Origin of the sequence: Paraburkholderia sp. GAS42, assembly GCF_050436565.1 — a bacterium.
Lineage (GTDB): Bacteria > Pseudomonadota > Gammaproteobacteria > Burkholderiales > Burkholderiaceae > Paraburkholderia.
Genome location: NZ_JBNDML010000019.1, coordinates 12,318 through 31,304 on the forward strand (window position 1 = coordinate 12,318; position 18,987 = coordinate 31,304).

The window sequence follows — 18,987 nt, forward strand, 5'->3', positions numbered from 1 at the left end:
CCGCCTTGGTAGCCGCGTTAACCCGAATTTCGACGTGTAATGTGGCGGGGCGACCGTCAGCGCTAAGTTATACGATGACTGATCATTTGGGATATTCGTATGCACTGAGCGCAAGAAGCGTCGTGGGTGTCCAGACGCGGCGGGACGGAGATATCCGGGGCCAGAAAGGCCGGGTGACAAAGGTGAGCGCAAGATGGCGCCGCACTCACCTCCCGAAAAAGCTCACCGCAAAGCGGGGCTCACTGACTTTTCACGAAATCTGCGATCTGACCGTTCAGCAATGCCGGCGCCTGACGATGCGGAGAATGCCCGCAACCGTCGAGCTTCGCGAGCTGCGCATGGGCGACGTGCTGCCGGATCAGGTCGATCTGCGCCATCGTGCCGTACTCGTCGTCATAACCTTGAGCGGCCAGCAGCGGAGACGTAATCGAGGGCAGAACGCCGGTGATATCCCAGCGCCGAAAATCCGCGTTGAGCCAGATATCGTTCCAGCCGTAGAACGCGGAGTCGACATCCTCGTGATAACGCGCGAGCTTGCTCTTGAAGTCGGTTGTTTCGTAAGCGACCTTTGCTTCGGCGATTGCATCGACGGACTTCTGTTCGACGATCACATGCGGCGCGACGACAACAGCGCCGCCGAGCGCTTCCGGAAACGCTGCTGCATAGAGCAGCGCGATCGAACCGCCGTCGCTATGACCGACGAGCCACATACGGGCGCGTTCGGCATGGTCGATCTTTAATGCGTCGAGCAGAGCGGGCAACACGTCATGCGCCTGCCGATGCATGAAATCGACGGGCCACTTCACGCTGTGTTCGCGCGGCGTCGAGCGTCCATAGCCCGGACGCGAATACACGAGACCCCGAAAGCCCAGTGCATCACACAACGACTGCGGCCAGTCTTTCCACATCGCGATCGAACCGAGCCCTTCGTGCAGAAACACGGCAAGCGGCGCCTCGGTGCGCTGCGGGTTCAGCCACTGGTACTCCAGACGCAGCGCGCCGCGCCCGGCAGTGGCAGGCAGCTCCGTGAAAGCGATCGAAGCAGGCGAGTGGATAGTCAGGCGATCCATTGGACAGGTCACAAAAGAGTTGGGCAGCTTTTCATCGCGTATTTTGAGCCCGTCAGGCTCCATGTAAATCAAGGCACGTCACGCAGCTTGAAACGCTGGATCTTGCCTGTCGCCGTCTTTGGCAGATCTTCGACGAACAGGATTTCGCGCGGATATTTATGCGGCGCGAGCCGTGCCTTGACGAACGCCTTCAGTTCGGCAGCGAACGCATCGGTAGCGGGCGCAGCATGCTTCAGCACGACGAACGCGCGGATCTTCGTCAGCCCGTCGCGCGTCACGCCAACAACGGCCGCTTCGAGCACATCGTCGTGCTGCATGAGCACCATCTCGACCTCGATCGGCGACACGTATTGTCCGCTAACTTTCAGCATGTCGTCGCTGCGGCCCGCATACGTGTAGTTGCCATCCGGCAGTCGACGGTATTTGTCGCCACTTTTCAGCCAGTCGCCAAGAAACGTCGCGCGCGACTTCTCGCGATTGCACCAGTACATCAGCGCGGCGCTCGGCCCCTTGATGTAGAGGTCACCGATTTCGCCGTCGGGAACCGGATGCCCGCTTTCGTCGCGCAGTTCGATCTCGTAGCCCGGCACTGCGGTGCCCGTCGTGCCGTACGCGACATGACCCGCGCGGTTCGACAGGAAGATATGCAGCATCTCGGTCGAACCGATGCCGTCGAGAATCTCGCAGCCGAACCGTTCCGTGAAATGCTCGCCGGTCTCGCGCGGCAACGCTTCGCCCGCGGATGTGCAGACTCGCAGCCGCACGTCCGCGCGCGCCGGCAGATCGGGTGACGCCAGCATGCCCGCGTAGAGCGTCGGCACGCCGTAGAAGATCGTCGGCTTATGGCGCGTGAGTTGTGCGAAGACGGCCTCGGGCGTCGGGCGCGCGGCCATCAGGATCGCGGTCGCGCCAACCGAGAGTGGAAACGTCAGCGCGTTGCCGAGACCGTACGCAAAGAACAGCTTCGCCGCTGAATAAACGACGTCGTCTTCGCGGATGCCGAGCACGCGTTTGCCATAAAGCTCGGCTGTCCAGTACAGGTTCGCGTGCGTGTGGACAGTGCCTTTCGGCTTGCCCGTCGAGCCGGACGAGTACAGCCAGAAGGCGATGTCGTCGGCGTTGCTCGCGTACGGCGCGGCGCGTGGCGTGGCCTCTTCGATCATGCGGCGGAACACGTGTCCTCCAGGCAGATCGTCGTTCTGCGGTTGCGAGACCACGAGCACGCAGCCTTCGTTCGACGTACCGGCGAGCGCCTGCGCGATCGTCGGCAGCAGTGCGCCTGTCGCGATGACGGCGCGTGCGCGGCTGTGATCAAGCATGTACGTGTAGTCAACCGGCGTCAGAAGCGTATTGGCGATGACCGGCACGACGCCCGCATACAGGGCGCCGAGAAAGGCGACGGGCAGATCGGTCGTGTCGTGCATCACGAGCAGGATGCGTTCCTCGGCGTGAATGCCGAGCTTCGTCAGCGCGCTCGCGAAACGGCGTGCCTGCGTTTCGAGTTCGCCGTAGGTCGTGACGCCGGTGTCGTCGATATACACGGCTTTCGACGCGCGTGCCTCGTTTAGCGCGAAAAGGTGCGTCGCGAAATTGAAGTGGAACGGCGGTGCGTCGACGGCGGGTTGACCGTTTGCAGCGGCCGGCTCAACAAGGGCTTCCATGCGTGTCTCCTGACGTGGGCGACGCCTGTCCGGCTGGGCGGGAGCGGCCGTCATGCGTTCTTTTGCCGGTTACTGGCGGATAGGGTGTTGCGTGTTGTTTCAGCGTTCTGCAGCGGATCCGGCTGCAGCCCGGTTTTAGCCAGGTTCAGTTCAGTCAGGGAAACTGCCGGTCGCCTGCTGAACGGTGTCGTTCGTCGCCAACGGCGCCTGGATAGCCGCGCGGCGATGATAGAAATTCAGCGCGCGCACGCCGCCAAGTTCTTCTCCGCCGCCTGCCCGGCCCGGGCCGCCGTGCAACGACATCGGCATGACGTTACCGTGTCCGGTCTGGCTCTGCGCCACCGACGGCGAAATTGCGTGGACGCGGCCATGCGTATCGGCGAGTTCCAGCGCGATTCGCGCAAGACGCGCTTCATCGTTCGAATACACCGACGCGACGAGCGAACCATGCCCGCGTCTTGCCAGCGCTATCGCGTGCGCTTCTTCGAGCGTCGCGCTGCCCGAAGTTGCAACTTCGTAAGCGCATAGCGTCGCTACTGGACCAAACACTTCGATATCGTGGATGCGCGTGGCCTTGTCCGCATCGTCGACGACCAGCAGGTGCGGCGCGACGCACGCAGCGACAGACGGATCGGCATCGACGAGTTCGACCTTCGAGCCATCGAACGCGACGCGCGCTTCTTCGCGCAACGCCGCGATGCCGGCGCGCACGTTGTCGTACTGCTCGCGGTTGACGAGCGCGCCCATCCGCACTGCTTCGTTGCGCGGATTGCCGACGGTGATCTTTGCGAGCCTGGCGACGAGCGCATCGGTGGCTGCGGCGAGATGCTGCTTCGGCACGAACGCGCGACGGATCGCCGTACATTTCTGGCCGGACTTCACCGTCATTTCGCGTACGACTTCCTTGATGAAGAGATCGAACGCCTCGGTGCCCGGCGCTGCATCGGCGGCGAGGATCGCGCTGTTCAGGCTGTCGGCTTCGACATTCAGGCGCGCGCCGTGCTCGATGAACGCCGGATGCGCGCGCAGCTTCGCGGCGGTTTCAGCAGAGCCGGTGAACGAGACGACATCGAACGCGCCGATCTGGTCGAGCAGACCTGCCGAGCTTCCGCAGATCACCGACAGCGCGCCCTCGGGCAGAATGCCCGCCTTCACGACATCCGCAACCATGCGTTGCGTGAGCCACGCAGTAGCCGTCGCGGGCTTGATGATCACCGGCACGCCGGAGAGCAGCGCGGGTGCCGCCTTTTCCCACAATCCCCACGACGGAAAATTGAACGCGTTGATGAAAAGCGCGACGCCGCGCGTCGGCGTCAGCACGTGTTGCGTGGTGAAGGATTTGTCCTTGCTGAGACTCACCGTGGCGCCGTCGCGCAGCGCGTGCACTTCGCCGAGCGTCGCGCCGAGTTTCGCGTAGTACGACAGCGTGAAAATACCGCCGTCAATATCGACCGCCGAATCGTTCTTCGTCGTGCCGGAGTTGGCGAGCGCGATTGCGTAATAGTCGTCGCGATTCGCCTGCAGCACTTTCGCGACTTCCGCGAGCAGGGCGGCGCGCGCCGCGTAGGTCAGGCCGCGCAGCGCGGCGCCGCCTTTTGAGCGGGCGTAACCGAATGCTTCGGACAGGTCGAGACCTTGACTGGAGACGCGCACCAGCGCTTCGCCCGTCACCGGATCCGTGAGCAGCGTGCCTTTGCCGCCGCCCGCAACCCACTTGCCGGCGATAAAGTTTTCTAGCAGTTCGGTCATGAGATGCCCTTCTTGAGACGTCGGTGAACCGGTTCGCAACGTGACCTTCAACTGCCGCGGATAGCGCGGCGTGAATTGATGCGATGCAGCGTTGCGGCGGTCGGGAATACGCAGCGCGGCGAGCGTCAAGCCGCGGCTTCCTGTTTCGTGAACTGGATTGCGCCTTCAGGCAACAGATAGAGAACGAGCGCGCTACCGTTTGCGACTGTCGGCCGGTGAGCGGTGCCGGGCCCGTAGACGCACCAGCCAGCCGGATGACCGTCGAACGTCGCGCCCTCGGTGAGCGGGATGATCAAATCGATTTCACCATTCGGATGCACGTGATGCGGCCCGGCAATGTCAGTCATGCTGACGACGTCGACCGAAAAGCCGTGTGTTTCCGGCAGCGCCTTGAAGATGCGTCCGTAGCGGATGCCGCCGGCCTCGCGGTCGCACAGCCAGCCTTCCTTGACGCCGGCGCGGCACGCGGCGGCGAGTTCGGCATATGCCGTGCTGCTGGCGGAGTATTCGGCATTCAGCCAGTCGGCGAGATCCTGATCGAGCGCGCGGGCTTCGATCCGTTCAGTTACGCGGCCAATCAGCGTTCGGAAAGTATCGGGGGACATGCGTGTCTCCACCGCGCGTTGAGCGCGGATCGATGCCGTGGCGCGAGCGAGCCGCAGGTGCCTGGCAGTCTTGAAATGTGCATTAAACTTAGCGTGCGACAAACTGCATGTCAAGCACTATAATTCATCAAAGCCTGCCCAAAGGATGCATCAACATGAAACAAACCGCCGCCGCGCAGCCGGTCGAGCCCGCTGAGCCAGACGCTGCACCCGATGAATCGCGCGAGGTCCGCGATCCCTTTCTGGTCGGAATGGGCGAGCGCGTGCGGGTACTGCGCGCTCGCCGCGGCCTGACGCGCAAAGCGCTGGCGAAGGAAGCGGACGTGTCCGAGCGCTATCTCGCGAACCTCGAATCGGGTGTGGGTAATGCGTCGGTGCTGTTTCTTCGTCAGCTCACGAAGGCACTAAACTGCACGCTGGCCGAGATTGTCGGCGACGAAACGACCTCGTCGGCCGACTGGCTGCGCATCCGCGAACTGCTTTATGGCCGTGACCACGACACGCTGAAGCGCGCCCGCGTCGCGCTCGAGGAAATGCTCGCGACCGCGCCGCAAGACCCGAACCGCCGCAACCGGATCGCGCTGATCGGCCTGCGCGGCGCCGGCAAATCGACGCTCGGCCGGATGCTCGCCGACGAGCTGAAGATGCCTTTCGTCGAACTGAATCGGGTGATCGAACAACTGGCCGGCTGCCCGCCCGCCGAGATCCACGCGCTATACGGAGCGAGCGCTTACAGGCGCTACGAGCACCGCGCGCTGGAAGCGGTGATTCAGGAGCATCCTCGCGCGGTGATTGCGTCTCCGGGCGGTCTGGTGTCGGAGCCGACCACCTTGAATGCGCTCCTCGCGCACTGTTTCACGGTCTGGCTGCAGGCCACGCCGGAGGAGCACATGCGGCGCGTCATCGCCCAGGGCGACCTGCGGCCGATGTCCGGCAACAAGGAAGCGATGGACGATCTGAAGCGCATTCTGGAAGGTCGTGGCGAGTTCTACGGCCGCGCCGATATGACGTTCGATACCAGCGGCAAGCCGTTGGCCGAATGCTATCTGTCGCTGCGGGACCGGCTGGCGGCGCGCATCGCTTCCGAGTGATGATCCGGGCGGGGAAAAGTGCACGATGAGACATGCCCGGGAAAACCCGCAATAGGCACTAAAGTGCTTTACTCGACATGAAAGATGCACTATCGTACATTCAACCAGCCCGCAATGTACGAAGGAGACATCCATGTCAGTCGCTCAGTCAGTAGAGCAGGGAGCCGCATCAGGCGCCACGCCGGTCAGCCAGACAGCCGGTTCTTCGGGGCCGGCTTCCGCCGCGCCGTCGGTGGGTCCGCGTGTCGATTACCGCACGGAGCCGTCGCGCTATAAGCACTGGTCGCTGACATTCGATGGTCCGGTCGCCACGCTCGGCATCGATATCGCCGAAGACGGCGGCATCCGCGAGGGCTACAAGCTCAAGCTCAATTCGTATGACCTCGGCGTCGATATCGAACTGCACGACGCCATCCAGCGCGTGCGCTTCGAACATCCGGAAGTGCGCACAGTCGTCGTGACGAGCCTGAAGGATCGCGTGTTCTGCTCCGGCGCGAACATCTTCATGCTGGGTTTGTCATCGCATGCCTGGAAGGTCAACTTCTGCAAATTCACCAACGAAACGCGTAACGGTCTCGAAGATACGTCGCGCTATTCGGGCATCAAGTTTCTCGCAGCAGTGAACGGTGCGTGCGCCGGCGGCGGCTACGAAATGGCACTCGCGTGTGATGAGATTTACCTGGTCGACGACCGCTCGTCGTCCGTCGCGTTGCCTGAAGTGCCGCTGCTCGGCGTATTGCCCGGCACCGGTGGTCTCACGCGTGTCACCGACAAGCGCAAGGTCCGCCACGACCGCGCCGATATCTTCTGCACGATCGTCGAAGGCGTACGCGGCGAACGCGCGAAGCAATGGCGTCTGGTCGATGAAGTGGTCAAGCCGAACGTGTTCAGGCAGACGGTAGAGGCGCGCGCGCTGGAACTGGCTGCGCAAAGCGACCGTCCGGCGGATGCGAAGGGCGTGACGCTGACGCGCGTCGAACGTCTGGATCGCGAAGATGGCCTTGGCTACGCGACCGTCGACGTCACGATCGATCGCGCTAAACGTACGGCGACGTTCACGGCGAAAGCGCCATCCGGCAACCAGCCCGCCGATATCGATGCAATCGTGGCAGCTGGCGCGAACTGGTGGCCGCTGCAGTTCGCACGCGAACTCGACGACGCGATTCTCTCGATGCGCACCAACGAACTCGAAATCGGCACGTGGATCTTCAAGACTGAAGGCGACGCCCGCGCGCTGCTCGCCACCGACGCCACGCTGCTGCAACACAAGGACCACTGGTTTGTCCGCGAAACGATCGGCATGCTGCGCCGCACGCTGGCCCGCATCGACGTCTCGTCGCGCTCGCTGTTCGCGTTGATCGAGCCGGGTTCGTGCTTTGCCGGCACGTTCGCCGAACTGGCTTTCGCGACCGACCGCACCTACATGGCCGCGCTCCCGAGCAATGAAGACGAAGAACCGGCGATCACGCTGTCCGACGTCAACTTCGGTCTGTATCCGATGATCACGGGCCAGTCGCGCCTCGGTCGCCGCTTCTATGACGAAACCGAACCGATGCAGGCCGCACGCGAGCAGATCGGCAAGGCGGTGAAGCCGGTCGAAGCCGAGCGCCTCGGCCTCGTGACCGCTTCGCCGGATGACATCGACTGGGCCGACGAAATCCGTATCGCGATCGAAGAACGCGCGGCGATGTCACCCGATGCGCTGACGGGTCTCGAAGCGAATCTGCGCTTCAACGGACCGGAAACGATGAACACGCGCATCTTCGGCCGGCTTTCCGCCTGGCAGAACTGGATTTTCAACCGGCCGAACGCGGTGGGCGAGAAGGGCGCGCTCAAGGTGTACGGCAAGGGCAGCAAGGCGCAATTCGATTTGAACCGCGTTTAAGACGCAATCGAACGAAATCAGTCCCCGCCCAACGATCTCGCGAAGTACGCGCTCAAGCCTTAAGGAAACGAACATGCCCACGATCAACTACAGCGAAAAGATTCCGAACAACGTCAATCTGGCCGACGACCGCACGCTGCAACGCGCGCTCGAACAATGGCAGCCGAACTTCCTGTCATGGTGGGGCGACATGGGTCCGGAAGGCTCGCATGGCTACGACGTCTATCTGCGCACGGCAGTCAGCGTCGATGCAGGCGGCTGGGCGCACTTCGATCACGTGAAGATGCCGGATTATCGCTGGGGCATTTTCCTCACACCTGGCGACGCCGATCGCAAGATCAACTTCGGCGAGCACAAGGGCGAAGCCGCATGGCAGGACGTGCCCGGCGAGCATCGCGCGAACCTGCGACGCATTATCGTCACGCAAGGCGATACGGAACCGGCATCGGTTGAACAGCAGCGTCATCTGGGGCTGACCGCGCCTTCGATGTACGACCTGCGCAACCTGTTCCAGGTGAACGTCGAGGAAGGCCGTCACCTGTGGGCGATGGTTTATCTGCTGCATCGCTACTTCGGCCGCGACGGCCGTGAAGAAGCGGATGCGCTGCTCGATCGCCGTTCCGGTGACGACAACAACCCGCGCATCCTCGGCGCGTTCAACGAACGTACGCCGGACTGGCTGTCGTTCTTCATGTTCACGTACTTCACGGACCGCGACGGAAAATTCCAGTTGTCGGCGCTGGCCGAGTCGGGCTTCGATCCGCTCGCGCGCACGACGAAGTTCATGCTGACCGAAGAAGCGCATCACATGTTCGTCGGCGAATCGGGTGTGTCGCGCGTCATCCAGCGCACCACGCAGGTGATGAACGAACTCAAGACCGACGACATCAACAAACTCCGCGCGGCGGGTGTGATCGATCTGGAGACGATCCAGCGTTACCTGAACTTCCATTACTCGGTGACGATCGACCTGTTCGGCGCGGATCATTCATCGAATGCCGCGACGTTCTATAGCTCGGGCCTGAAAGGCCGTTACGAAGAAACGAAGCGCGACGACGATCATCAGCTGAACGGCCAGAACTACAAGCTGCTCGATGTACAGGACGGCAAGCTGGTCGAACGCGAAGTCCCGATGCTCAACGCGATGAATGAAGTGCTGCGCGACGATTACATCAAGGATTCGGTGGCGGGCGTCGGGCGCTGGAACAAGGTGCTCGAAAAGGCTGGCATCGATTTCCGCATGACGGTGCCGCATAAGGCGTTCAATCGTCAGATCGGCACGTTTGCCGGCGTGCGTGTCGCACCTGACGGCCGTGTGATCAACGAAAACGAATGGAAGGCGAATGAAGCCACGTGGCTGCCGACGCCGGAAGACCGCGCGTACGTCGCATCGCTGATGGGGCGCGTCGTCGAGCCGGGCAAGTTCGCGAACTGGATTGCACCGCCGGCGATGGGGATCAACCGCCAGCCGGTCGATTTCGATTACGTGCGCTTCAACTGATTTATCCCAGCAATACCAGGTGCCCGGCGGTGTCGCGAACGATAGCGACGAAGCCGGGCGCAGGGGGAGACAAAACATGAACGGCCCAGCTCCGATCGCAGTCCTCAAGCAGCATCTGATCGACCCGGAAATCTGCATTCGCTGCAACACGTGCGAAGAGACCTGTCCTGTCGACGCCATCACACACGACTCGAATAACTACGTCGTGAAAGCCGATGTGTGCAACGGCTGCATGGCATGCGTGCCGCCGTGTCCAACGGGCGCCATCGACAACTGGCGCAACGTCCTGCAGGCCGACGCATACAGCATCGAAGAACAGTTCACGTGGGATGAACTGCCCGCGCAGAACACGACGGCCAGTCCTGTACTCGATGCAGTCGCGCCTCAAGCAGGCCCGGTGGACGATGATGCGGGTGACACGTCCGAAGGAATCGAAGTCGATACGATCCGGGGCTCGACGTTGCCGCCGTGGTCATCGGCCAGGCCCTATGTGAATCTTTATACGCATAAAGCCCCGGTGGCGGCGACGGTGGTCGGCAACTACCGGCTGACGGATGAGTCGACCGAAAGCGATATACATCACATTGTGCTGGATTTCGGAACGATGCCGTTCCCGGTTCTGGAAGGACAATCGATCGGCGTGTTACCGCCGGGTTCGAAGGAGGGCAAGTCGCATCACGCGCGGCAGTATTCGATCGCGAGCCCGCGTGATGGCGAGCGCAAGGGCTACAACAATCTGTCGCTGACGGTGAAGCGCGTCACGCAGGACTATCACGGCAATACCGCCGACGGCGTGTGTTCGAACTATCTGTGCGATCTGAAGAAGGGCGACAAGGTCGATGTGATCGGTCCGTTCGGTAGCACGTTCCTGATGCCGAATCATCCGAACTCGCATTTGCTGATGATCTGCACCGGTACGGGTTCGGCGCCGATGCGCGCGATGACCGAATATCGTCGCCGTCGCAGGCTGAAGGGTGCGACGGGCAAGCTGATGCTGTTCTTCGGCGCGCGTACCAAGGAAGAGTTGCCTTACTTCGGGCCGCTCGTGAATCTGCCGCGCGACTTCATCGATACGACGCTGGCGTTTTCACGCACGCCCGGTCAGTCGAAGCGATATGTGCAGGACGCAATGCGCGAACGCGCCGCGGATGTCGCGCAGATGCTGCGCGACGCCAACACTTACATCTATGTGTGCGGCCTGAAGGGTATGGAAGACGGCGTGTTGCAGGCACTTCGCGATATCGCGGAACAGAACGGACTTGAGTGGGAACCGTTGTGGCAGAAGCTCAAACGCGAAGGGCGCCTGCACCTCGAAACGTATTGAGATTTGTCAAAAGGTGAGTGTTTGCGGGAGCCGAGGAACGGTGCGCAACGTGGTGACGCGTTGCGCACCGTTTGTTTGGGACACTAACTTTTGCAGACTGTATCGCCTAACTGCTTCACGAGCGCGTCGAACACAATGCGCACGCGTTGGGGTACGGGTCCGCGTTGTGGCCGGTATACGTGGAGCTTCCAGGGTTCAGGTTCGAAGCGTCTCAGGACGCGGATCAGCCGTCCGGTCGCGATATGTGACCGCACGAGATACTCGGGACACTGACTGAACCCGAGCCCCGCTTCGGCCGCTTCCATTTCGATGCCTTGATCGTCAGTGATAAAGGCGGGCGCGCGCGGGATCAACTGTTCGTCGCGACTGAAAACCCACGGCCACGGACGACCCGTCGCGCGATCGATCAACACGGTCATGGGCATCGACGAGAGCGTCTTGAGATTTTTGGGCTCACCGACACGCGCCAGCAACTCCGGCGACGCAACCACCCAGATCGGCAAGCCGCCGACGTGTCGTGCGACAAAACGGTTGTCCGCGATCAAACCGACCCGCACACCGATATCGATCTGTTCATCGACCACTGCCGACGGAATGTCCGACAGTCGCAGATCGATGACGATTTCAGGATGCTGAATCGCGAGGTCGGCGAGCACGGGCATGACGTAGAGGCGTCCGAGCCCGGCTGCGACGGTAATCCGCACCGTTCCTCCACCTTCACCTGACGCCCCTGCGGCTTTTCCAAAGACGCCATCGACGGCGTCGAGTGCGGCCTGCGCCTCAATCGCGAAGCGTTCGCCATACGTCGTGATCTGCACGCGTCGCGTGTTGCGATGGAAGAGCGTTTCGCCGAGCGTTTCTTCGAGTTCGCGCACCGCGCGCGTCACCACCTGCGGCGAAGCGCCGATTCGCACAGCGGCATCGCGGAAGGTAGGCGCAGTCGCCGCCGCAACGAAAACGCGCAACAGGTCCAGTCGATTGAGCATGCAGACCTCTTCTGGTTAATTCCGTTTGACGGAATTGTGAATGCGTGATTATTCCATTTTATTCGACATTGGTTGCTTCCATACTGTGTTCACACCTGGCAAGACGGACATTTCGACGAAGTCGCCGGCGCTATTTTTCGCGGCCACGCGGCCGCTAACAGAACGGAGCACATCATGAATGCATCGAACAGCAACGGCGCGCGTACGCAGCGGCCGCTCGAAGGTAAAGTCGCACTCGTTACGGGCGCAAGCTCGGGAATCGGCCGCGCGTCCGCCATCGAACTTGCGCGGCGCGGCGCGAAGGTGGTGCTGGCGGCGCGCCGCAAAACGGAACTCGACGAACTCGTGAAGGTGCTCGCCGAAGAGGGCGCGGATGCTGCCGCTGTTACCGTCGACGTCACGCGCGAAGCGGACATCAAGAACATGGTGCAGTTCGCCGTCGCGACATATGGCCGACTGGACATCGCTTTCAACAATGCAGGCGTCGAAGGCGTGTTCGCGCCGCTGGTCGAGCAGAACGCCGAGCGCTATGACATGGTGTTCGAGCCGAACGTGCGCGGGGTCTTCAACTCGATGAAGTACGAGGCCGAGGTGATGCTCGCGCAAGGGACAGGCACGATCATCAACAACGCGTCGATGGGCGGCGTAATCGGGTTCGCCAACGCGTCGCTGTATACCGCGACCAAGCATGCGGTGATCGGCATGACGAAGACTGCATCGATCGAGTGGTTCCGCCGTGGCGTGCGCGTGAATGCGTTGAGCCCGGGTCTGATCGAGACGCCGTTCCATCATCGTGGCATCTGGCCTTCGCCTGAAGCGCAGCGGGAGTTTGCCGCTGCTTCTCCAGCGGGGCGCTTTGGCACGGCGGAGGAGATGGCTACGATCGTCGCCTTCCTGGCCTCGGACGATTCGACGTATGTGTCAGGGCATGCGCTGGTTGCGGATGGGGGGTATACGGTCGCGTAGGGATGGACCACGCGAGATATCCCGCAGGAAGCCGGACACTTTCGCCAGCCCGGCTTCCAGCACTTCGCGGCTGTTCGTATAACCGATGCGCACGTAGCCTTCCATATCCATCGCACTGCCGGGCGTGAACATCACGCCGGTTTTTTCGAGCAGCGCCACGCAGAAGTCGCGGGACGTCATGTCGAGATCGAAGCGTACGAGCGCCGTCGTGCCTGACTTCGGTTTGACGTACGAGAGCAGAGGCTCCTTTGCGATCCACGCATCGAGAATCGCAAGGTTCGTGCGCAGAATATCGTGGCTGCGCTTGATGATCGCGTCGCGGCTTTCAAGGGCAATGGAAGCGAACAGATCGTTCAGCATGCCGACGCTGATCGTGTTGTAGTCGCGGTGAATCTGTACGCGGTGGATCAGTTCCACCGGCGCGACGATCCAGCCCACGCGCAGGCCGGCGAGCGACCACGTCTTCGACATGCTGCCCGTGCCGATGCCCTTTCCGTACAGGTCGGCGATCGAGGCGGTGAAGCCGTCGCCCTCCTGATCCGTGCCGCGATAGACCTCGTCGCACAGCACCCAGGCGCCGCACGACCGCGCGATCTCGACGAAGCGTTCGAGGAGGGCGCGGTCCATCAGCGAACCCGTCGGGTTGTTCGGATTGTTGATCGCAATGACGCGGGTGTTGCTTTTGACGAGACGCTTCAACTCGTCGAGATCCGGCAGGAAACCGTTTTCTTCACGAAGCGGAAGGATGTCGACGTTCGCGCCGTAGCTCGCCGGAATCGAATAATGCTGTTGATACGTCGGCAGCACGGAGATCACGTGATCGCCGGGTTCGACGAGCGTTTCATACACCAGCGCGTTTGCGCTGATCGCGCCGTGCGTGATCAGCACATTCGGTACGTTCTGCTTTTCGTACAGCGACGCAACGTTCGAGCGCAGCCGCTCGGTGCCGTCGATGGCGCCATACGTCAGCTTGAGCGGCAGCATCTCGCCGAGGATGGTGTCCTGCCTGCCGGACATGCGCAGCAGTTCCTCAACCGTCAACGATTCGACGCAGGTTTCCGCGAGATTCAACTCGCAGCGGTTCTCGTAGAGATCCATCCAGCGTTCGACACCGAATTCCCTGATTTTCATGACTTCCGTCCTCGATTGAAGAAGCGCACATACATCATGCCGTGATCAACGGTCGCGGCGGCGCGCGACCTCCAGGCATCGAGTATAGACGAAAAGTCTATTGTGGACTTTAAAGAATCATCCGGAGCGCGCGATGTCGATCAGCCCGCACAACATCACGCAAGATCGAGCGTGCCGGTCAGATCGCCGGGCGGCGTCATGTTGTTCTGCGCGAACGCCCGATCACGGGCGACGACGCCATCGAGCGGCACCAGTCCGTGCACGCGCGTAATCAGCCGCAGAATCGAGTTGGTGTCGTAGACGGTGTGATCGACGTAACCCTTTTTCGCAAGCGGCGACACGACGAGCGTCGGAATGCGCGAGCCCGGGCCCCAGCGGTCGCCTTTCGGTGGCGAAACCGGATCCCACCAGCCGCCGTTCTCGTCGTGCGTGACAATCACGACGGTGTTCGCCCACAGCGGGCTGCGCTGCAGATGATCGATGACGTTGGCGATGTGACGGTCGCCCGATTCGACATCCGCGTAACCCGCGTGCATGTTCAGGTTGCCCTGCGGCTTGTAGAACGTGACGGCAGGAAGACGTCCTGCATCGATGTCGGCGATCAGAAGGTTCGTCGACGCGTCGTCGCCCGTGCCCGCGTCGCGCAGATGTTTCCTGCGCGCATCCGTGCCGGGCGCGAAATTGACGAAATAGTTGAACGGCTGGTGGTGATACTGGAAGTCGGGGACGGCGCCCGTGTCCTGATGATCGAGCGCGTACTGCCACGCGCCGCTGTACCACGCCCAGTCGACGCCCTTATCCGACAGCCGGTCGCCGATCGTCGCGTAGGTCTGCGGCAGCAGCACCTTCGGATTGGACGGGTCCGCGCGATTCGGGTCACCGCCTTCCGCAGGCCGTACGCTGCTCGGCATGTAGGGCGGCGCCATCGTGTTGACGGCGTAGCCGTCCGCGGTGAAGAGACCGTCGTTTTCATACTTCGGCGGCCCGTTGAGCGCCGACGCCGGGGAATCGGCGGCGAGCTTCAGTCGCGTGCCTGTCGGGTCGTCACCCACGACCACCGACACCAGTTTCTTCGCGGGGCTGTTATGCACATCCGTATAGAAGGGCGCCTGCGCCGAAATCAGGAAGATATGGTTGAGCCACGAGCCGCCAAAAGCCGCCATGAAGAAGTTGTCGCACAGCGTGTATTGCTGCGCGAGGCTCCACAGACGGAGTGAATCAGCCGAGTTTCGATAATGACCCATCACGAGCCCGCCCGAGTCCGCCCACGCGGCGAACTGGTTGTTGCGCCCGGCGTTGATCTGCATCTGGTTCTGATAGAAGCGATGCACGAGGTCGCGCGTGATGACGCCGTTCGGCAGTGGCGTGCCGTGCGCGTCGGCAATCCGGAACGGACCGTTGGGCAGGCCAGCGATGTCGCGCTCGGCGATCATGTAGCGCTTGCCGTCCACTTCCTGCGCCTGTGGCACGAGACCGCCCCAGATCTTCGGCAACTGCGGTAACGGCGTCTTGCCGTCGCGGTCAAGTTGTACGTAACGCTCGGCGGGCACTGCGTCGAGCGGATGCTGCACGCCCGGGAAGTTGCCGTACAGATTCGCGAAGCTGCGATTTTCTGCATAGATCACGACGATGTGGCGAACCTGATCGTTCAGCGCGGCGTTGAGCCGGAGGTCGGCCGCGCTGAGCGGTCCGCCGCCGTTCGCCGATGTCTGCGCGGAGGTATGGCAGCCTGTCAGCGCCAGACCGATCCCGACCGCTGCGATGCCGGTCAGGACACGACGGCGGTCGGGATCGTCAGGCTGGTCTGCTGGCTGGGCATTGGCGGGAGGAAGAGTTGGGTCGTCGGGCTGCATCGGCGCGTCTCCTGACGGGTGGGCGGGTTGACTGCGGCATGATTGGCGGCTGCCCGGCGTCAGACAGAACCGCACGCGGAGCCGGGCGCGTGGAACCTGACGCGCCTCGTGCATCCTGACACTCGTTGCGGCATGTCCGCAACCGTCGATTGCCTGATCGTTGACGAGACCAAAGGGCTGACCGGAAAGCAACGTCGCGAAACCCGTCCATGAAAGGGGGCGCCCACGCCGACCCAGCCTGAGTCGACCCGGCGATCAATGGTGAGGATTTTCGGGAGTCTCGTAGCGTAATGGCTGATCTGCCCGCCCGGCGAGTTTTCTGCCATGAGCTTGGTGTGATCGCCTGCGATTCCGCAACGCGAAATATCGGGCGTGGGCAGCGATGGGAAAACCCTCTCCCCGCGAATGAATGGTCACGCGGAGAAGCCTTTAAACAAAGGCTCTCCGGGCGGTGTGCCCGACCACAATGTCGCACGGGTTGAGCCATCGGGGATCGCGAATATGTCTGCACATGAGGGCGGGTGGCGGATCCAGAAAGCGTCCGCTCCACTCGACGCTACAACCCGCTGCGGGACGGTCTATCGCGTTGAGGTGAGGTTTTTCGGGAGCACGCAACGGTGCAGGGATGACCTGTTCACGCAGCCCCACAAGCCCTCACAGCGCCCTTGACGCCACGCCCCGGGCCGCCTCGAATGCAACGGCCAAAATCTTTTTGCGCATAAAGGCGTCGCCTCAACCAGCACGCGTCACCGTCGCTCATCGCGAGCGATAGACGGAATAGCGGGCTCACAACGTAAGTGGGCGCTAACCAGGGCGGTTGCGTCAGCGGCTCTCATCAAGGCGTGCACGCCACCAGTCCCCGCAATTCATCGATATCGAACGGCTTCGCCAGAATCGGCACACCGAGGTGCCGGGCGCGTTCGAGTTCGTCGGCGTAACCGGTCATGAGCGCGATCCGCTGGTCCGGCCATGTCCGTTTCACCCGCTCCGCGAGATCGATCCCGCTCAGGCGGCCGGGCATCTGGATGTCGGACAGCACGAGATCGAACGTGTCGCCTGCATTGAGCGTATCGAGCGCGGCGTCGGCGGTCGGCTCGTGACGCACCTTGCAGCCGAACACTTCCAGCACGGCGGCAACGCCCGCGGCCACATCGTCGTTGTCTTCGACGAGCAATACCGTGCCCTGCGTTGCGTCCGCACTGGAGGGCGCAGGAGGTGCAACGGGCTGAAGCGGAACCTGCTCACCCTGATAGCGCGGCAGATAGAGCCGCACGGTTGTGCCGCGCTCCGGCACGCTGTCGATGCGTGCCGTCCCGCCGGCCTGTTCGCACACGGCCAGCACCTGCGCGAGTCCGAGGCCTGTCCCTGCGCCGCTGAACTTCGTCGTAAACAGCGGTTCGAACGCGCGCTTCAACACGCTCTCCGTCATGCCTTCGCCGTCGTCCGTGAGCGATACCAGCACGTATTCGCCATCGGGCAATTGTGTGTCGCTCGCCGTCAGGCGCACGTTCTGGCCGCGAATGGCGAAGCGTCCGCCAAGCGGCATGGCGTCGCGCGCGTTCACGGCAATGTTGATGATCGCAAATTCGAGTTCGGTCGCGTCCGCGAACACCGGCCACAAATCAGACACCACCTGCATGCTGACCTGCACCTTGTCGCCGACGGCGGTCTGGATCAGATGCGTCGCGGCTGGCAACCAGCTGGCGAAGTCGATGGCGTCCTGCTTGAGCGGCTGCTTGCGGGCGACGCTCAGGAGTCGCCGCGCCAGCGACTGCGCGCCGACCGTCGCGCGCTCGACCGCCACCACTTCGCGCTCGAGATTGTTGAAGCCTTTGCGACGCGCGAGCCCCATGTTGGTCGAGACGACCATCAGCAGATTGTTGAAGTCGTGCGCGACGTTGGCGACGAGGTTACCGAGTGCGCCCATCCGGCGCATCTGCCGGCTCGACGCTTCCGCGGAAAGACGCATTGCCACTTCGGCCTGCCAGCGCTCCCACGCGATCTGCTCGGCGCGCAGTTGCCGCAGCGAGAACAGCACGAGCACGCATACCGCGAAGCACGGCACGGCGGTGATCGCTGCGATCAGCAAATAGTGATGCCACCACTCGTCGAAGATCGCGTCGGTGGCATAGCCGGTCACGACATAGAGCGGATAGCTGCCGACGCGCCGGAACGACAGGAGACGATCCACGTCATCGACCGTCGACGTCATGCGCAGGCGGCCGAACAGCAGGCCGTCGTGCAGCGCGCGCGTGAACGGCGTATTCGCGGCGGGCATGACGCCCGGCCTGGCTTCGGGATAGCGCAGCAGAATACCGCCATCACGGCGATAGAGGCCGATGGTCACAGCCGGATTGTCGCTAACGAGTTCGCGGTAGAAATCGGCGAAATACTTTCGTTGCAACGCAATCGATACGACGCCGAGAAACTGGCCGTCATTGATCGCCGTGCGGCCCGTGTTCGTCACGAAAACGTCAGCCTGGCCGATGACCCCGCGCAGCGGCAGTGAGAAATATGGCTCGGGCCGGATCGCGCGCGCGGAGAGAAAGTCTTCGCGATTCGCCACCGACGCTTTCGGCACCGGGTAGTAGCGGCTTGACGCGAGCACATCGCCTGTTTCGCCGAATACGGAGATCGCGGCGATCTGCGGAAAGTCACCGCCGATGGCACTCAGCCGCCGATGTATCAGCGCTTCATGAGCGCGGATTTCGGCGTCGTCGCTGTCGTCGAGCAGATCGATGATGCGCGTCGCCATTTCGTTGTTCAGATCCAGCACCTTCAGCGCGTGTTCCTGTGCAACCCGCACGAGGCGATCAGTCACATCGTTCGCGTCGATCGTGCGGCGCTGATAGTCGTAGTACCCATAGCCGATCAGGCAGACCAGCGGGATCAGCACGGCTGCCGCGAGGACGACCTGAAGGATACGGCGCGTCGCTGCAAAATTGCGCGACGGGAGGGGCAGGTCGAGTGCCGAGGACTCGGTAGGACGCAAGCTCGCTCGCTCCCGTGGTGACGAAAGGGATATCGTACCCGGTACTCGACCGTCAGGAGCGGTTGACAGGCCGGGAGCGTGCGATCCCCTGGCGGCCTGAAGGTGAGAGGGTTCGGGAGCGTTAGCGCAACCGTTTCAAGGCGACAGGTGAGAACATCCGGGACCCGTCGGCC

The 18,987-nt window shown here is 62.5% G+C and carries 13 protein-coding genes; 5 read left to right on the top strand and 8 right to left on the bottom strand.

Annotated elements, in window-relative coordinates; translation table 11 throughout:
• Positions 1-239: 239 nt before the first annotated feature.
• The 4 genes from P3T16_RS25220 to P3T16_RS25235 all read right to left on the bottom strand — a co-directional run bounded on the left by P3T16_RS25220 (position 240) and on the right by P3T16_RS25235 (position 5,085).
• Complete coding sequence (locus P3T16_RS25220) at positions 240-1,070, bottom strand: alpha/beta fold hydrolase (RefSeq protein WP_429344356.1); 831 nt, start codon at positions 1,068-1,070, stop codon at positions 240-242.
• A gap of 68 nt (positions 1,071-1,138) precedes the next feature.
• A complete protein-coding gene (locus P3T16_RS25225) occupies positions 1,139-2,731 on the bottom strand; it encodes a benzoate-CoA ligase family protein (RefSeq protein WP_429344357.1) in 1,593 nt (530 codons plus the stop codon).
• A 150-nt stretch (positions 2,732-2,881) separates the two neighbouring features.
• Entirely contained in the window at positions 2,882-4,480 is a 1,599-nt protein-coding gene (locus tag P3T16_RS25230; RefSeq protein ID WP_429344448.1) for a 3,4-dehydroadipyl-CoA semialdehyde dehydrogenase, read from the bottom strand.
• Positions 4,481-4,605: 125 nt separating this feature from the next.
• On the bottom strand, positions 4,606-5,085 hold the full coding sequence (locus P3T16_RS25235) for a DUF4863 family protein (RefSeq protein WP_429253896.1): 480 nt from the start codon (positions 5,083-5,085) through the stop codon (positions 4,606-4,608).
• 155 nt (positions 5,086-5,240) lie between these two features.
• Here P3T16_RS25235 and P3T16_RS25240 point away from each other — a divergent pair, with 155 nt between their 5' ends.
• From P3T16_RS25240 to boxA, 4 genes are all read left to right on the top strand, one after another.
• Positions 5,241-6,176 (top strand): helix-turn-helix transcriptional regulator, encoded by a 936-nt coding sequence (locus tag P3T16_RS25240; protein WP_429253897.1) that lies wholly within the window; start codon positions 5,241-5,243, stop codon positions 6,174-6,176.
• Between the two features lie 133 nt (positions 6,177-6,309).
• Positions 6,310-8,061 carry a 2,3-epoxybenzoyl-CoA dihydrolase gene (boxC, locus tag P3T16_RS25245; protein WP_429344358.1) on the top strand — a complete coding sequence of 584 codons (1,752 nt, stop codon included), beginning with the start codon at positions 6,310-6,312 and terminating at the stop codon, positions 8,059-8,061.
• Positions 8,062-8,134: 73 nt separating this feature from the next.
• Positions 8,135-9,562, top strand: coding sequence for a benzoyl-CoA 2,3-epoxidase subunit BoxB (boxB, locus tag P3T16_RS25250; RefSeq protein ID WP_429344359.1), 1,428 nt, complete (start codon positions 8,135-8,137; stop codon positions 9,560-9,562).
• A 76-nt stretch (positions 9,563-9,638) separates the two neighbouring features.
• Positions 9,639-10,886 (top strand): benzoyl-CoA 2,3-epoxidase subunit BoxA, encoded by a 1,248-nt coding sequence (gene boxA / locus P3T16_RS25255; protein WP_429344360.1) that lies wholly within the window; start codon positions 9,639-9,641, stop codon positions 10,884-10,886.
• An 83-nt stretch (positions 10,887-10,969) separates the two neighbouring features.
• Here boxA and P3T16_RS25260 read toward each other — a convergent pair whose 3' ends face one another.
• The gene (locus P3T16_RS25260; RefSeq protein ID WP_429344361.1) at positions 10,970-11,872 is read right to left on the bottom strand and encodes a LysR family transcriptional regulator; all 903 of its coding nucleotides are present in this window, start codon (positions 11,870-11,872) and stop codon (positions 10,970-10,972) included.
• Between the two features lie 174 nt (positions 11,873-12,046).
• Between P3T16_RS25260 and P3T16_RS25265 the strand changes: the two genes are divergently transcribed.
• Positions 12,047-12,838, top strand: coding sequence for an SDR family NAD(P)-dependent oxidoreductase (locus P3T16_RS25265; RefSeq protein ID WP_429253902.1), 792 nt, complete (start codon positions 12,047-12,049; stop codon positions 12,836-12,838).
• Here the strand turns inward: P3T16_RS25265 and P3T16_RS25270 are convergent.
• The 3 genes from P3T16_RS25270 to P3T16_RS25280 form a co-directional block, all read right to left on the bottom strand.
• The gene (locus tag P3T16_RS25270; RefSeq protein ID WP_429344362.1) at positions 12,794-13,969 is read right to left on the bottom strand and encodes an aminotransferase; all 1,176 of its coding nucleotides are present in this window, start codon (positions 13,967-13,969) and stop codon (positions 12,794-12,796) included. The genes P3T16_RS25265 and P3T16_RS25270 overlap by 45 nt on opposite strands.
• Before the next feature lie 155 nt (positions 13,970-14,124).
• The gene (locus P3T16_RS25275; RefSeq protein ID WP_429344363.1) at positions 14,125-15,822 is read right to left on the bottom strand and encodes an acid phosphatase; all 1,698 of its coding nucleotides are present in this window, start codon (positions 15,820-15,822) and stop codon (positions 14,125-14,127) included.
• 835 nt (positions 15,823-16,657) lie between these two features.
• The gene (locus P3T16_RS25280) at positions 16,658-18,814 is read right to left on the bottom strand and encodes an ATP-binding protein (protein ID WP_429344364.1); all 2,157 of its coding nucleotides are present in this window, start codon (positions 18,812-18,814) and stop codon (positions 16,658-16,660) included.
• Positions 18,815-18,987 lie beyond the last annotated feature (173 nt).

Excerpts from the sequence above, each read along its gene's own strand:
- P3T16_RS25220 (WP_429344356.1), bottom strand. The coding sequence starts at position 1,070 with ATGGATCGCCTGACTATCCACTCGCCTGCTTCGATCGCTTTCACGGAG.
- P3T16_RS25225 (WP_429344357.1), bottom strand. The coding sequence starts at position 2,731 with ATGGAAGCCCTTGTTGAGCCGGCCGCTGCAAACGGTCAACCCGCCGTC.
- P3T16_RS25230 (WP_429344448.1), bottom strand. The coding sequence starts at position 4,480 with ATGACCGAACTGCTAGAAAACTTTATCGCCGGCAAGTGGGTTGCGGGC.
- P3T16_RS25235 (WP_429253896.1), bottom strand. The coding sequence starts at position 5,085 with ATGTCCCCCGATACTTTCCGAACGCTGATTGGCCGCGTAACTGAACGG.
- P3T16_RS25240 (WP_429253897.1), top strand. The coding sequence starts at position 5,241 with ATGAAACAAACCGCCGCCGCGCAGCCGGTCGAGCCCGCTGAGCCAGAC.
- boxC (WP_429344358.1), top strand. The coding sequence starts at position 6,310 with ATGTCAGTCGCTCAGTCAGTAGAGCAGGGAGCCGCATCAGGCGCCACG.
- boxB (WP_429344359.1), top strand. The coding sequence starts at position 8,135 with ATGCCCACGATCAACTACAGCGAAAAGATTCCGAACAACGTCAATCTG.
- boxA (WP_429344360.1), top strand. The coding sequence starts at position 9,639 with ATGAACGGCCCAGCTCCGATCGCAGTCCTCAAGCAGCATCTGATCGAC.
- P3T16_RS25260 (WP_429344361.1), bottom strand. The coding sequence starts at position 11,872 with ATGCTCAATCGACTGGACCTGTTGCGCGTTTTCGTTGCGGCGGCGACT.
- P3T16_RS25265 (WP_429253902.1), top strand. The coding sequence starts at position 12,047 with ATGAATGCATCGAACAGCAACGGCGCGCGTACGCAGCGGCCGCTCGAA.
- P3T16_RS25270 (WP_429344362.1), bottom strand. The coding sequence starts at position 13,969 with ATGAAAATCAGGGAATTCGGTGTCGAACGCTGGATGGATCTCTACGAG.
- P3T16_RS25275 (WP_429344363.1), bottom strand. The coding sequence starts at position 15,822 with ATGCAGCCCGACGACCCAACTCTTCCTCCCGCCAATGCCCAGCCAGCA.